We start from the raw sequence: 13,801 nt of genomic DNA, 5'->3' as shown, positions 1-13,801 counted from the left end.
TCAGAAAGGCAGGACGTTGAGGAAGACGCGCTGCAGCCAGCCCATGGTCTGCGCCTCGTCGATGTAACCCTTGGCGCTGTACTCGATGCGCGCGTCGGCCACCTGGCTGGAAGGCACGGCGTTGTTGGCGCCCACGGTGCGCGGGTTGACCACGCCGGAGAAGCGTATGTATTCCGTGCCCTGGTTGATCAGCATCTGCTTTTCGCCGCTGACCAGCAGGTTGCCGTTGGCCAGCACTTCCACCACCGTGACCGTGATCACGCCGTTGAAGGTGTTCCTGGAATTGGCGCCGCCCTTGGCGCTCATGACGTTCTTGCCGCTGGCGTCGGCGTTCTGGTCGCTGGAGATCAGGCCGCTGATCAGTTTGGGGACTATGCCCAGGATGGAGGTCGCGCTGCCGGTGCGGCTGGCATCGGCGGCGGAGTTCTTGCTGGCATTGATGTTCTCGCTGACCACAATGGTCAGGATGTCGCCGACGTAGCGCGGGCGCCGGTCCTCAAACAAGGCCTGCGTGCCGAAGCCGGTGCGGTAGATCGAACCGTTGGCGGGCCCGGCCTGGCGCGGCTGCGCCTCGGCGCGCGCCGTCATGGGTTGCTGCACGATGGGCTCGCGCGGCACCTGGGCGCAGCCGCCCAGCAGCAGCCCGACGGCGGCCAGCGCAGGGCCGCACACGCGGCCGGCGTTCGCTATCGGGCCACGCATCACAGCTGCGCCAGGCGCGCGAGCATCTGGTCGGAGGTCTGCACCGCTTTGCTGTTGATCTCGTAGGCGCGCTGGGTCTGGATCATATTGACCAGCTCTTCCACCACGTTCACATTCGACGATTCAACGTAACCCTGGTTCAGCACGCCGGCGCCGTTCTGGCCCGGCGCGGTCTGGTTGGCGCCGCCCGAGGCGTCGGTTTCGACGTAGAGGTTCTCGCCCTTGCTCTCCAGGCCCGCGGGGTTCATGAAGGTCGCCAGCTGGATCTGGCCGATCTGCACGTTCGTGCTGCTGCCGCCTTGCGTGATCGAGACCGTGCCGTCGCGGCCTATGGTCATGCCGGTGGTGTCCTGCGGCAGCGTGATGGCCGGCTGCAGCGGGTAGCCGTTGGCCGTCACGAGCTGGCCGTTCTGGTCGGGCTGGAAGGAGCCGTCGCGCGTGTAGGCATTGGTGCCGTCCGGCATCAGCACCTGGAAGAAGCCGCCGCCGTTGATGGAAACGTCGCGCGGGTTGTCGGTCTTGGTCGGGTTGCCCTGGGTGTGGATGCGCTCGGTCGCCACCACGCGCGCGCCGGTGCCTATCTGCAGGCCCGAGGGCATGCGCGTCTGGTCCGAAGTCTGGCCGCCGCTCTGGCGCAGGTTCTGGTACAGCAGGTCTTCAAACACGGCGCGGCTGCGCTTGAAACCCGTGGTGCCCACGTTGGCCAGGTTGTTGGACACGACGTCGAGCTGGGTCTGCTGCGCATCCAGGCCGGTCTTGGCGATCCAGAGGGAACGAATCATGGGAAAACTCCTGCGGAGGTAATGGATTCAATGGGGTCAATGGCGGTGGTCAATGGCTGGGGCGAATGCCGGTCAGCTGCTGGACAGCAGCTTGTTGGCCTGCTGGTCGTTACCCTCGGCGGTCTGCAGCGTCTTCATCTGCATCTCGAAGCGCCGCGCGTTGGAAATCATCTGCACCATGGCTTCGACCGGGTTCACGTTGCTTCCCTCGAGCGCGCCGGTCTGCAGGCGCACGTCCGGGTCGGCCTGCGGCGCGGGCCGGCCCGGCTGCATGCGGAACAAGCCGTCGTCGCCCCGCACCAGGTCGGCGGCAGCCGGGTTGACCAGCTTCAGGCGGCCGACTTCGGCGGCGCCCACGGCCGGGTCGCCCGCGCCTATGGCCGTGAGCACGCCGTCGCCGCCCACCACGAGTGAGGAGCCGGGCGGCACCACCAGCGGCCCGGCGTCACCCATCAGCGGGCGCCCGCCCTGCGTGCTGACCTGGCCTTCGGCGCCCACCTGCAGGCTGCCCAGGCGCGTGTAGGCTTCGCCGCCGTCGGGCAGCTGCACCGTGAGCCAGCCGTCGCCGCGCACCGCGACGTCCAGCGGGCGGCCGGTCTGCATCAGCGGGCCGGCGCTCATGTCGGCGCCCGGCGTGGTCGCCACCACCATGGAGCGGGTGCCCATTTCCTCGCCGACGACCGGCACCGCGCGAAAGCTGTTGATCTGCGCGCGAAAGCCGGGCGTGGACACGTTGGCCATGTTGTGCGCCACCGAGGCCTGCTGCTCCAGCGCCTGCTTGGCGCCGGCCAGGCCGATGTAAATCATCCGGTCCATGCTGTCCTTCGTTTTCTTTTTGGATATGCCTTGCTAAGGCATCAGCGCATGTTCACCAGGGTCTGCATGACCTGGTCCTGCGTCTTCACGGTCTGCGCGTTGGCCTGGTAGGTGCGCTGCGCGATGATCAGGTTCACGAGTTCGGCGGTCAGGTCCACGTTGGAGGCCTCAACCGCGCCGGACGCCAGCGCGCCCAGCTTGGTGCCGCTGCCGGGCGAGCCGGTCAGGGGCTGTCCCGATTCGGCGGTCTCGGCCCAGACGTTGTCGCCCTTGGGCTGCAGGCCGTTGGGGTTCACGAAGGACGAGAGCACGACCTGGCCCAGGGTCTGGGTCTGCTCGTTGGAGTACTTGCCGGTGATGGTGCCGTCCTCATTGATCGCGAAGGCCGTCAGCTGGCCGGAGGTGAAGCCGTCCTGCGTGAGTTTTTTCGGGTCGTTGACGTTGCCGAACTGGGTCGACTTGGTCAGGTCCATCGTGAAGCTCATCGCGTTGGAGCCGTTGGCGAAATTCAGGCCGGCGAAATTGATCTTGCCGCCCACCAGCGTCGTCGGCGCGCCGGCGACCAGGTTGCCGTTGCCGTCGAAGCTCAAGGTGCCGGTGGCCAGCGGCGCGCTGTTGGCGGCGACCGGCGGGCCGGCCGGCGTGGGCGCGGCGATCATGCCGCCGGTCGCGTTGAGCGGGTAGCCGTCGGCCGTGGCGTAGACGCTCCAGGCGTTGGGGCCGGTCTTCACGAAGAAGGTCGCCACCTCATGGGAGTTGCCCAGCGAGTCGTAGACCTTGACCGGGTTGGAATAGCTGTAGGTGGACGAGTTGTTGGCGTCGAAAGGCGTGGCGACGGGAACCGTGCTGCGCGAATCGAGGTTGTACTGCGACACGATGCTTTGTGTGGCCTTGGGCGCCATGGCCGCGGTGGGCAGCTGCAGCGGGCCCGGTGTTCCGCCGGCCACCGTGCCGTTGGCCGAGAGCTGGTAGCCGGTCAGGCGCAGGCCGCCGGCGTTGACGATGAAACCGTCGGCGTCCTGGTCGAACTGGCCGTTGCGCGAATACATGATCTCCCCGCTGGGGCTGGCCATGCGGAAGAAGCCGTCACCGTTGACGATGGCGACGTCCAGCCCGCGCGTGCTGCTCTGCACGGCGCCCGCGCTGAAGTTCTGCACCACGGCCGCGACCCGCGTACCCAGGCCGACGCGGGAGCCCGCGTAGACATCGGAGAACAGCGTGTTGCCCGACTTGAAGCCTACCGTGCCGGAGTTGGCGATGTTGTTGCCGATGACGTCGAGATTGCTGGCGGAGGCGTTCAGGCCACTCACCCCTTGTGCGAAACCCATGGTGTTTCCTTTTTGTTCGGTTGGTTGCTTGCTTGATTGCTTGCAGGCGGTTGAAGGTAAAAATCAAAGGGGCGGCTGCGCCCGGGTCAAAAAATCGTTGCCCAGAATCCAGAAAAGGTCAGAGCACCTGGCGGACTTCGTCCAGCCCGGCCTTGCGGCCCGCGCCCAGGTCCAGCGAGGCGCCGCCGTAGACCTGCGCGACGCTGGCGACCTTGGCGTAGGTCAGCGCCAGGGACTGCACGTCTTCCTTGCCGGCCTTGGCCGTCACGCTGAGGGTGTAGGCGCCGTCGGGCGCGGCGGCGCCGGTGCCGGTCTTGCCGTCCCAGTCGACCATCTTCACGCCGGGCGGCAACGCGCCCAGGTCGAAAGTGCGCACGGTCTCGCCGGCCGCGTTCTTCACGCTGACCGTCACCGAGTCGGCGGCGCCGGCCAGGTCGATGCCGAATTTTTCCGGAACGCCGTCCTTGAGCGCCACGTCCTTGCCCGGCACCAGCACGGTGCGGCCGATCAGCGCGGCCGACTGCAGCACCTGGCTGGAGCCGCTCTGGGCTAGGAGCGACTGCACCGCGCCGTTGAGTTTTTCGATACCGCTGACGGTGCTCATCTGCGCGAGCTGCGAGGTCAGCTGTGCGTTGTCCAGCGGGTTCAGCGGGTCCTGGTTGTTCAGCTGCGTGACCAGCAGCTTGAGGAAGCGCTGCTCACTGTCTGCGGCGGAGCCCTGCTGGGATGTCAGCTTATTCAGCGCGTTAGCGGCGTCGGATGCGGCGGGGGCGTTCACGGCCATCAATCTTCTCCTGTGTGTGGAATGCGGTGCGCGGTGCTTACTGGCCGACGGTCAGGGTTTTGAGCATCAGCGTCTTGGCGGTGTTGAGCACCTCGACGTTGGCCTGGTAGGAACGCGAGGCCGAGATCATGTTGACCATCTCTTCCACCGGGTTCACGTTGGGCATGGACACATAACCCTCCGCATTGGCCGCAGGGTTCTTCGGGTCGTGCACCAAACGAAAGGGCGACTGGTCTTCGATCACGCGCGAGACGCGCACGCCGCCTATCGCATCGCCCGGCACCGGCGTGGTCTCGAACACCACCTGGCGCGCCCGGTAGGGCTGGCCGTCGGGGCCGGCGACGCTGTCGGCATTGGCCATGTTGCTGGCCGCCACGTTCATGCGCTGGGACTGCGCCGTCATGGCGGAACCGGCGATCGCGAAGATACCGCTGGAGCTGTTGAAATCCGCCATGGGCTGAAACCTGTTCTTGTTTGTGTATGTTGGGAAGGGGGCGGCTTACTGGGCCGCCGCCAGCAGCGACTTGATCTTGGCGCCCAGCAGCGTGAGGTTGGCTTCGTAGCGCATGGCGTTGTCGGCGAAGTTGACACGCTCCATGTCCATCTCCACCGTGTTGCCGTCTATGCTGGATTGGGCGGGCGTGCGGTACAGCAGCTCGCCCTCGCCGGACGCATGCGCCTCGCCGGGCAGGTGGCGCGCCGAGGTGGTCGACATCGTCATCGACATGGACTGGCGGCCGCGCTCCACCGCTTCCGTGAGGCGGCTGCTGAAGTCGAAGTCGCGCGCTTTGTAGTTGGGCGTGTCCGCGTTCGCGATGTTGGCCGACAGCACTTCCTGTCGCCGCGCCCTGAGGCTCAGCGCCTCCTGGTGAAAGCGCAATGCCGAATCCAGTTTGTCCATCATTTCCGTTTCTCCGTCGTTGCGGCGCATGCGTTGAGTGCGGTGCCGCCTTTGAACAAAATTGTAGGAAGGCCCTGCTTTCGCAATCTGCGGAACAGACGGCGTTTCGGCGCCCAATTCAGGCCTTCCGGGATGGCGCAGAGCCATGCATTCCAAGTTACGCATTGCACTACCGATGGGTGTTTTTCAATCGCATGAACAACAGCCCGATTGCCGCGCACTTCAAGCCTTGGGCAGCGCCACCGCTTCCTAGAATCGAGGCACGCCATTCAAAGACCTCACCAAGATGCCCGTGCCCACCACACTGCCGACACGGTTCGCGACCCGCCTCGTTTTGGTGCTCGCAAGCTTTGCCGCCTTCAGCCTGCCGGTGCAGGCCGCGGGCCCGCACCCGGCGCCGCTGGCCGGCGACGCGCGCCCCTTGATCGAGAACTTTTTGCAGCAGCAGGCCGCGGGCCTGCCGGGCCGCGTGGTGATCACCATAGACACGCCGATGTCCGGCGCGCTGCCGCCCTGCGATGCGCTCGAGCCCTTTCTGCCCGGCGGCGCGCGGCTCTGGGGCCGGGTGTCGGTCGGCGTGCGCTGCAACGCGGGCCAGCCCTGGACCCGTTATGTGCCGGCTTATGTCGCCGTGCACGGTAGCTACTACGTCGCGGCCAGGCCCATCAGCGCCGGCCAGGTGCTCACGCCGGCCGACGCCGCCGTCCGCGAAGGCGACCTCACGGCCCTGCCGCGCGGCGTGGTCGTGGACGCCGCCCAGTTCGACGGTGTCACGGCCCTGAACAGCATCGCCTCGGGCGCGCCGCTTCGGCGCGAATCGCTGCGCGCCGCCATCGCGGTGCAGCAGGGCCAGAACGTGCGCCTGCGCGCGCGCGGCGCCGGTTTTACCGTCAGCACCGAAGGCAAGGCCATGGCCAGCGCGGCGGCCGGGGCGCTCGTCCAGGTCAAGACGGCCGGCGGCCAGCTGGTCAGCGGCATCGCCCTGGCCGACGGCACGGTGGAACGGGTTCACTGAATTTCCGCTGTTTTTTTCAAATGAACCCTAAAGTTTTCATCCAGGTGGCCGTTAAAACGCTTAGATCCCCCTGAGGAATACCCCATGAACATCCAGAAAACCTTCACATTCCTCAAGAATGTGGCCGACAGCGTCGCTCCCGCCGCCACCCGTGAAAGCCGGCCCGCCGCTGAAACGCAGGCCTCCGCCAGCCTGGCGCGCCCGGCCGCGCCGGCGCCGCAGCTGTCCACCCATTCGGACTTCGACGCCGCCCGCGTGGCGCGGATCCGCGAAGAAATCAGCGCCGGCCGCTACCAGGTCAACACCGGCAAAATCGCCGACGGCCTGCTGGCCACCGTGCGCGACCTGCTGGCCGAAGAGAAAAAATGAGCGGCGCCCTGCTCAACCTGCTGCACCGGGAGCATGCCGCAACAGGCCTGTTCCTTGAACTGCTGGTCCAGGAAGCCCAGGCCATGACCGAAGGCGCGTTCGCCGAACTGCCCGGGCTGGCCGAGCGCAAGTCCCACCTGGCCGACCAGATCACCCTGATAGGGCGGCGGCGCGAAGCGCAGCAGCTGGCCCTGGGTTACGGCCCCGGGCGCAGCGGCGCCGATGCCGCGGCCGCCGCCGGCGATGCCGCGCTCAAGAGCGCCTGGCAGCAGGTGCTGGCACGCGCGGCCGAAGCCCATGCGCTGAATCACCGCAACGGCGTGATGGTCCACACCCACCTGGACTTCACGCGCCAGACCCTGAATTTCCTCAAGGCCGGTGGGCAGCCGCTGTATGGGCCGGATGGTACGCACCAGTCGGGTGGTGGCGGGAATCGGCTGGCGATTGGCTGAAACTCTCCTGCGCCATCCCCCGCTGGGGAAGGGATAAGCCGGTCTTGCTCCGGCGGGGCGCTCTCCTCTGAGGGTTGCTGGCCGGGGTTGCCGGCAGCAAGTAACTTTCTTTTGCTTCGCCAAAAGAAAGTCACCAAAGAAAAGGCGACCCTGGTTGCTGCGTCCCTTCGCTTCGCTTCGGGCAACCTGCGGTGCTCGGTCCAGACGGGGTCTCGCTAAACTCGCCTTCGGCTCAAACAACGCGATCCCTGATCCGTCTGGACCTCCGCTCCTCGGCGCATCCACAAGGGGTGGGGAAGGAATACAAAATCCAATACTGAAAACCACAAGGACTCGCCGTGGCGAGTCCTTGTTTGTATTTGCATTTGTGTTTGTCTTGGTTTTCTTGTATTCGGACTGCCCCGTCCTGGCTGGGCCGAGGAGCGCAGAGACAAGCGGATCAGGGCCGGCGTTGTTTGAGCGAAGCGAGTTTAGCCGGACCCCGCTTGGCTCGAGCACCGCAGGTTGCCCCGTAGCGCAGCGTAGGGGACCCAGACTGCGGGTCGCCTTTTCTTTTGCTTACTTTTCTTTTGGCGAAGCAAAAGAAAAGTGAGTCGCCGCCGGGCGACCCCGGCCAGCAACCCTCAGCAGCGAGCGCGCCGCCGGAGCAAGACCCGGCCTTAAAACGTTTCCCAGCTCCCGCCACCAGCCATGGCAAGGTCACCACCGGGAGCCGCCGACTTGCGCGGCGCAGAAATCGCCTGCCGGGCCTGCGGAGGCTGTTTGGGAGTGGCCGGCCGAGCCACGCTAGCGCGTTGTTGCTGCACAGCCGGCGCGTGGCCACCATTGACCTTGAACACACTGACCACCTGAGACAGACCGCTGGCCTGCTCTTGCAGCGAAGACGCCGCAGCGGCCGCTTCCTCGACCAGCGCCGCGTTCTGCTGCGTGACCTGGTCCATCTGCGTGATCGCCTGGTTGATCTGTTCAATACCGGAAGTCTGTTCCTGGCTCGCAGCAGTGATCTCGGCCATGATGTCGGTCACACGTTTAACGCTGTCGACGATCTCGTCCATGGTTCGGCCGGCTTCGGCGACTTGTTTGCTGCCCTCTTCGACCTTGTCGACCGAGTCGCCAATCAAGGTTTTGATTTCCTTGGCCGCTGCAGCGCTTCGTTGCGCGAGGTTGCGCACCTCGGCGGCCACGACCGCAAAGCCCCTGCCCTGCTCGCCGGCACGCGCGGCTTCGACCGCTGCATTGAGCGCCAGGATATTGGTCTGGAAAGCAATCCCATCGATCACACCGATGATGTCGACGATCTTGCGTGAAGAAGCGTTGATCGCACCCATGGTGCCCACGACTTCGGCGACCACACTGCCGCCCTTCACTGCCACGCTCGACGCGGACACAGCAAGCTGGTTGGCCTGGCGCGCGTTGTCGGCATTCTGTTTGACGGTGGAAGTCAGTTCTTCCATCGAAGCCGCAGTCTCTTCCAGCGAGCTGGCCTGCTGCTCTGTACGCGAAGACAGATCATGGTTGCCGGCAGCGATCTGGCTGGAGGCCGTCGCGATGGTGTCGGTGCCGCTGCGCACATTGCCGACAATGCCAACCAGGTTGTCCTGCATGGTCTTCAGGGCCTGCAGCAACTCGGCGGCCTCGTCTTTGCCCACGCTGTGGATGGGCTGGGTCAGGTCGCCGTCGGCGATAAACCGCGCGCTGCGGGCAGCCTGGCGCAAAGGCCCGGTGATGGAGCGGGTCAGCACAAAAGCCGATGCCGCGCCCAACAGCAAGGCCAGCACCGAACCCACTATCAGGATCAGCCGGCCCTGGGCCGCGTTCTCTTCGGCGCGCACCAGGGCGGCGTCATACAGCGTTTGCTGGAATTCCTCGAGTTTGTGGATGCTCTCGCTGTAGGCTTCGGCCAGCGGCTTGAGTTCACGCTCCAGCACGGCGGTGACGTCTTCCCCGGCATGCCTTCTTTTGAGCACGGCGGCCCGCGGCGTACGGTAGGCTTCGCGCGCGGCGTCGATGCTGGCGATGAGTTTTTTGCCCTCTTCCGTCTGGACCAGTTCGACCAGGCGCTTGCGCGAGGCGTTCGAGATTTCCGAGGTCTTGTCCATGTCGGCCTGCCACATCGGGATGCGGCTGGTGTCGGCGTCGAGGATGGAAGCGCGTGTGCGTATCCAGTTGAGGTCGATGGTCTGGCGCCACTGCACAGCCATCTTGAGCCTCTCGTTGTCGATCGTGCCGAGTTGCTGGGTCGTGGCGGCAAGGCCCTGAAGACGCCAGATGCCGGTGACGGAAATCACCGCCATGATGAAAAGAATCAGGCCGAAAGCCAGCCCCAGGCGGCTGCCGACCTTGATGTTGTTGAGTGTCATGATCCAGGCTTTCAAAAAGTTAACGGTTAAGCAAGGCCGGCTGTGGTTTGCTGTGGGGAACGCCTATGCGGTAGCGCGCTCGATCAAGGCCATGTCGCTGCTGGACATGAGCTTGTCGATATCGACGAGGATGAGCATGCGTTCGTCCAGCGTGCCCAGGCCGATGAGGTATTCGGTGTCCAGCAACGCGCCCATCTCGGGCGCCGGCCTGACCTGCTCGGGGCTCAGCGTGATCACGTCCGAGACGCTGTCCACCACCATGCCCATGATGCGGCTGGCGATGTTCAGGATGATCACCACCGTGAACTGGTCATAGCTGGGCGTGCCCAGGTTGAACTTGATGCGCATGTCCACAATCGGCACGATGATGCCGCGCAGGTTGACCACGCCCTTGATGTGTTCGGGCGCGTTGGCGATGCGCGTCACCGTGTCGTAGCCGCGCAGCTCCTGCACTTTCTGGATGTCCACGCCGTACTCTTCCTGGCCCAGCGTGAAGGCCAGGAATTCCAGCGCCTTCGCGGCGGCGGCGGGGTTGCTGTTGTTGTTTGTCTCGTGCATATGCACTCCTTGGATGTCGATGGGGTCTCTGTCTATCTGTATGTATGGCTATCGGCTGCTTGCGGTGAAAACTTTAGTTGGCGTTTTCCCGGTGCGGGCTTTAGATAAAGGTTATCAAGCCGTACTAGTTGGAAATCGGGGGATAAGCGTGGGGTTATGGCCTTATCTTTCTCCCGGAGGGGGTAGGCCGGGTCTTGCGCCGGCTTGCGCGCTCCCTCCCCTCTGTGCTCTCTGCTGAGGGTTGCTGGCCGGGGGTAGCCCGGCGGCTACTCACTTTTCTTTTGCTTCGCCAAAAGAAAAGTAAGCAAAAGAAAAGGCGACCCTGGTTGCTGCGTCCCTCCGCTTCGCTACGGGCAACCTGCGGTGCTCGGTCCAGACGGGGTCTCGCTAAACTCGCTTCGCTCAAACAACGCGATCCCTGATCCGTCTGGACCTCCGCTCCTCGGCGCATCCACAAGGGGTGGGGGAAGGGATACCAAATCCAAATACCGAATACCTGAAGAAACAAGGACTCGCCTTGGCGAGTCCTTGTTTGTATTTGTCTTCTTGGTTTTTTGGTATTTCTGTCTTCGGTTCCCGCTCCCGATTGCCCCGTCCTGGCTGGGCCGAGGAGCGCAGAGACAAGCGGATCAGGGCTGGCGTTGTTTGAGCCGAAGGCGAGTTTAGCCAGACCCCGCTTGGCTCGAGCACCGCAGGTTGCCCGTAGCGAAGCGTAGGGACCCAGACTGCGGGTCGCCTTTTCTTTGGTGACTTTCTTTTGGCGAAGCAAAAGAAAGTGAGTTGCTGCCGGCAACCCCGGCCAGCAGGTCCATGCAAAGGACACGGGGAGCGCGCAAAGACCGGCGCAAGACCCGGCTTAAAACGTCTCCCATCCCTCACCAGCCGCCGCCAGCGCACGCGGCGCCGCAATAGCCTTCCGGGCCTGGGGCGGCTGCTTCGGCATTGTTGCAGCAGCCGGACGCACCGGAGCCTTGGCGCGCTGCGGCGTGTGGAGCGCCTGGCCACCCTCCAACCTGAACACACTCACCACCTGCGACAAGCCGCTGGCCTGCTCCTGCAGCGAAGACGCCGCCGCGGCCGCTTCCTCCACCAGCGCCGCATTCTGCTGCGTGACCTGGTCCATCTGGGTGATGGCCTGGTTGATCTGCTCAATCCCGGAAGTCTGTTCCTGGCTGGCCGCCGTGATCTCGGCCATGATGTCGGTCACACGTTTGACGCTATCGACAATCTCGTCCATGGTTCGGCCGGCTTCGGCGACCTGCTTGCTGCCCTCTTCGACCTTGTCGACCGAATCGCCTATCAGCGTTTTGATTTCTTTGGCGGCGGCAGCACTGCGTTGCGCGAGGTTTCGGACTTCAGCTGCGACCACCGCAAAGCCCCGTCCTTGTTCACCGGCACGCGCAGCTTCCACCGCAGCATTGAGCGCCAGGATATTCGTCTGAAAGGCAATGCCGTCGATCACAGCAATGATGTCGACAATCTTCCTTGACGAGGCATTGATCGCGCCCATGGTACCGACCACTTCGGCGACCACGCTGCCACCTTTGACGGCCACGCTGGACGCGGACACGGCCAATTGATTCGCCTGGCGCGCGTTATCGGCATTCTGTTTGACGGTCGAAGTCAGCTCTTCCATCGAAGCAGCCGTCTCTTCCAGCGAACTCGCTTGCTCTTCGGTGCGTGAGGATAAATCATGGTTACCCGCCGCAATCTGGCTCGAAGCCGTCGCAATCGTGTCCGTTCCGCTGCGCACATTGCCGACAATCCCGACCAGGCTGTCGTTCATGTCCTTGAGCGCCTGCATGAGCTGGCCGGTCTCGTCCCGGCTGGTCACTTCAATGCGGCTGGTCAGGTCGCCGGACGCCACGGAGCGCGCCACCCGCACGGCCTGCGACAACGGCTCGGTGATGCTGCGCACCAGCAGCCAGGCCAGCAGCACGCCCAGGCCCAGCGAAAGCGCGCTGCAGACCACCAGCACCAGGCTGGTCCTGGCGCGCAATTCTTCGCTGCGCAGCGCGGCTTCGTCGAGCAGCTCGCGCTCGGTATCGACCATCTTCTGCACGCCGGCCAGGTAGGCGCGCGAGGTAGGCTCGAAGCGTTCGCTGAAAATCCGGTTCGCGCCTTCCAGGTCGCCCGCGAGCTTGGCCTTGCTGACGTCCTCGCGCGCGGCCAGGTAGATCTTGCGCAGCTCACCGATTTTGTCGAAGAGCTGTTTTTTCTCGGGCGTGTCCATCTGCTGCTCGAGGAATTTCTGCAGCTCGTTGGTGTTTTTGATCGAGGTCGCCGAGGCCGGTGCGAAATAGGCGACCAGGCTGGTATCGCTGCTCTTGGCGATGGCCGCCGCCCGCTGTATGCCGGCGGTGGTGTGGCGCAGCCAGTCGGAACCGGCCCGTTCGGTCTTCACGTTCTGCTCGACCATGGCCTTGATTTCGCCGCCCAGCTGGCTGAGCTTGAGGACGGCAAGCACGCTGCTCGTCAGGAACAGGGCCAGAATGACGCCGACCACGACGGCCAGGCGCTTGCCGATGGAGAGATTGCCTAAAAACATGATGAAGACTCCGGGAATAAGAAGGGCTCAGAGAAGGGCTCAGGCCGTGGCGGCGGCGTTGATCAGCGCCATGTCGCTGCTGGACATGAGCTTGTCGATGTCGACGAGGATGAGCATGCGTTCGTCCAGCGTGCCCAGGCCTATGAGGTATTCGGTGTCCAGCAAGGCACCCATCTCGGGTGCGGGCCTGACCTGCTCGGGGCTCAGCGTGATCACATCCGAAACGCTGTCCACCACCATGCCCATGACGCGGCTGGCGATGTTCAGGATGATCACCACCGTGAACTGGTCGTAAGACGGCGTGCCAAGGTTGAACTTGATGCGCATGTCCACAATCGGCACGATGATGCCGCGCAGGTTGACCACGCCCTTGATGTGTTCGGGCGCGTTGGCGATGCGCGTCACCGTGTCGTAGCCGCGCAGCTCCTGCACTTTCTGGATGTCCACGCCGTACTCTTCCTGGCCCAGCGTGAAGGCCAGGAATTCCAGCGCCTTGGCGGCGGCCGGCGTTGGGGTGGGGTTGTTTGTTGCGTGCATGCGCGCTCCTTGGGCTCGATGGGGATGGCTGTGTATGTCTATCGGCTGCTGGCGGTGAAAACTTAAGTTCGGTTTTTCCCGTCTTGGCTTCGGGTAAAGGGTATCGGGTCATGGGGTTTGGAATAGGGGGATAAGCGGGGGGTTATGGGCTTATCTTCCGGGTCTTGCTCCGGCGAGCGCGCCCTCCCGCCCTCCCGCCCTCTGCTGAGGGTTGCTGGCCGGGGGTAGCCCGGCGGCTACTCACTTTTCTTTTGCTTCGCCAAAAGAAAAGTAAGCAAAAGAAAAGGCGACCCTGGTTGCTGCGTCCCTCCGCTGCGCTACGGGCAACCTGCGGTGCTCGGTCCAGGCGGGGTCTCGCTAAACTCGCCTTCGGCTCAAACAACGCGATCCCTGATCCGCCTGAACCTGCGCTCCTCGGCGCATCCACAAGGGGTGGGAGCGGGGAGAAGAAAACCAAACAGCCGAATACCAATAACGAATACCTGAAGAAACAAGGACACGCCATGGCGTGTCCTTGTTTGTATTTGTCTTTGGTTCCCGCTCCCGATTGCCCCGTCCTGGCTGGGCCGAGGAGCGCAGAGACAAGCGGATCAGGGCTGGCGTTGTTTGAGCCGAAGGCGAGTTTAGCCAGACCCCGCTTGGCTCGAGC

General features: G+C 64.4%; 14 protein-coding genes. 3 read left to right on the top strand and 11 right to left on the bottom strand.

Annotation, left to right across the window (positions count from 1 at the left end):
- The 7 genes from AC1D0O_RS04005 to flgB form a co-directional block, all read right to left on the bottom strand.
- Positions 1 to 702 carry a flagellar basal body L-ring protein FlgH gene (locus tag AC1D0O_RS04005; protein WP_477652262.1) on the bottom strand — a complete coding sequence of 234 codons (702 nt, stop codon included), beginning with the start codon at positions 700 to 702 and terminating at the stop codon, positions 1 to 3.
- Positions 702 to 1,484 (bottom strand): flagellar basal-body rod protein FlgG, encoded by a 783-nt coding sequence (gene flgG, locus AC1D0O_RS04000; RefSeq protein ID WP_477652261.1) that lies wholly within the window; start codon positions 1,482 to 1,484, stop codon positions 702 to 704. Before flgG ends, AC1D0O_RS04005 begins: the two co-directional genes overlap by 1 nt.
- Before the next feature lie 72 nt (positions 1,485 to 1,556).
- On the bottom strand, positions 1,557 to 2,300 hold the full coding sequence (locus AC1D0O_RS03995; protein ID WP_477652260.1) for a flagellar basal body rod protein FlgF: 744 nt from the start codon (positions 2,298 to 2,300) through the stop codon (positions 1,557 to 1,559).
- A 41-nt stretch (positions 2,301 to 2,341) separates the two neighbouring features.
- A complete protein-coding gene (gene flgE / locus AC1D0O_RS03990; RefSeq protein WP_477652259.1) occupies positions 2,342 to 3,628 on the bottom strand; it encodes a flagellar hook protein FlgE in 1,287 nt (428 codons plus the stop codon).
- Between the two features lie 118 nt (positions 3,629 to 3,746).
- A complete protein-coding gene (locus tag AC1D0O_RS03985) occupies positions 3,747 to 4,412 on the bottom strand; it encodes a flagellar hook assembly protein FlgD (RefSeq protein WP_477652258.1) in 666 nt (221 codons plus the stop codon).
- A 37-nt stretch (positions 4,413 to 4,449) separates the two neighbouring features.
- The gene (gene flgC, locus AC1D0O_RS03980; RefSeq protein ID WP_477652257.1) at positions 4,450 to 4,866 is read right to left on the bottom strand and encodes a flagellar basal body rod protein FlgC; all 417 of its coding nucleotides are present in this window, start codon (positions 4,864 to 4,866) and stop codon (positions 4,450 to 4,452) included.
- A gap of 45 nt (positions 4,867 to 4,911) precedes the next feature.
- The gene (gene flgB / locus AC1D0O_RS03975; protein WP_477652256.1) at positions 4,912 to 5,316 is read right to left on the bottom strand and encodes a flagellar basal body rod protein FlgB; all 405 of its coding nucleotides are present in this window, start codon (positions 5,314 to 5,316) and stop codon (positions 4,912 to 4,914) included.
- A gap of 283 nt (positions 5,317 to 5,599) precedes the next feature.
- Between flgB and flgA the strand changes: the two genes are divergently transcribed.
- The 3 genes from flgA to AC1D0O_RS03960 all read left to right on the top strand — a co-directional run bounded on the left by flgA (position 5,600) and on the right by AC1D0O_RS03960 (position 7,149).
- Positions 5,600 to 6,328, top strand: a complete 729-nt coding sequence (gene flgA / locus AC1D0O_RS03970; protein WP_477652255.1) for a flagellar basal body P-ring formation chaperone FlgA — start codon at positions 5,600 to 5,602, stop codon at positions 6,326 to 6,328.
- A gap of 84 nt (positions 6,329 to 6,412) precedes the next feature.
- Positions 6,413 to 6,697 carry a flagellar biosynthesis anti-sigma factor FlgM gene (gene flgM, locus AC1D0O_RS03965; RefSeq protein ID WP_477652254.1) on the top strand — a complete coding sequence of 95 codons (285 nt, stop codon included), beginning with the start codon at positions 6,413 to 6,415 and terminating at the stop codon, positions 6,695 to 6,697.
- Positions 6,694 to 7,149 (top strand): flagella synthesis protein FlgN, encoded by a 456-nt coding sequence (locus AC1D0O_RS03960; RefSeq protein WP_477652253.1) that lies wholly within the window; start codon positions 6,694 to 6,696, stop codon positions 7,147 to 7,149. Before flgM ends, AC1D0O_RS03960 begins: the two co-directional genes overlap by 4 nt.
- Positions 7,150 to 7,808: 659 nt before the next feature.
- On the opposite strand, the gene AC1D0O_RS03955 is transcribed toward AC1D0O_RS03960, so the two are convergent.
- The 4 genes from AC1D0O_RS03955 to AC1D0O_RS03940 all read right to left on the bottom strand — a co-directional run bounded on the left by AC1D0O_RS03955 (position 7,809) and on the right by AC1D0O_RS03940 (position 13,152).
- Positions 7,809 to 9,509 carry a methyl-accepting chemotaxis protein gene (locus tag AC1D0O_RS03955; protein WP_477652252.1) on the bottom strand — a complete coding sequence of 567 codons (1,701 nt, stop codon included), beginning with the start codon at positions 9,507 to 9,509 and terminating at the stop codon, positions 7,809 to 7,811.
- Positions 9,510 to 9,572: 63 nt separating this feature from the next.
- Positions 9,573 to 10,067 carry a chemotaxis protein CheW gene (locus AC1D0O_RS03950; protein WP_477652251.1) on the bottom strand — a complete coding sequence of 165 codons (495 nt, stop codon included), beginning with the start codon at positions 10,065 to 10,067 and terminating at the stop codon, positions 9,573 to 9,575.
- Between the two features lie 856 nt (positions 10,068 to 10,923).
- Positions 10,924 to 12,615, bottom strand: coding sequence for a methyl-accepting chemotaxis protein (locus AC1D0O_RS03945; RefSeq protein WP_477652250.1), 1,692 nt, complete (start codon positions 12,613 to 12,615; stop codon positions 10,924 to 10,926).
- Positions 12,616 to 12,654: 39 nt separating this feature from the next.
- Entirely contained in the window at positions 12,655 to 13,152 is a 498-nt protein-coding gene (locus AC1D0O_RS03940; RefSeq protein WP_436158033.1) for a chemotaxis protein CheW, read from the bottom strand.
- Positions 13,153 to 13,801: the final 649 nt, after the last annotated feature.

This window comes from Polaromonas sp. P1_F2 (assembly GCF_056405735.1).
Note: the sequence above shows the minus strand (reverse complement) of the source record. Positions and strands in the feature narration are given on the sequence as shown.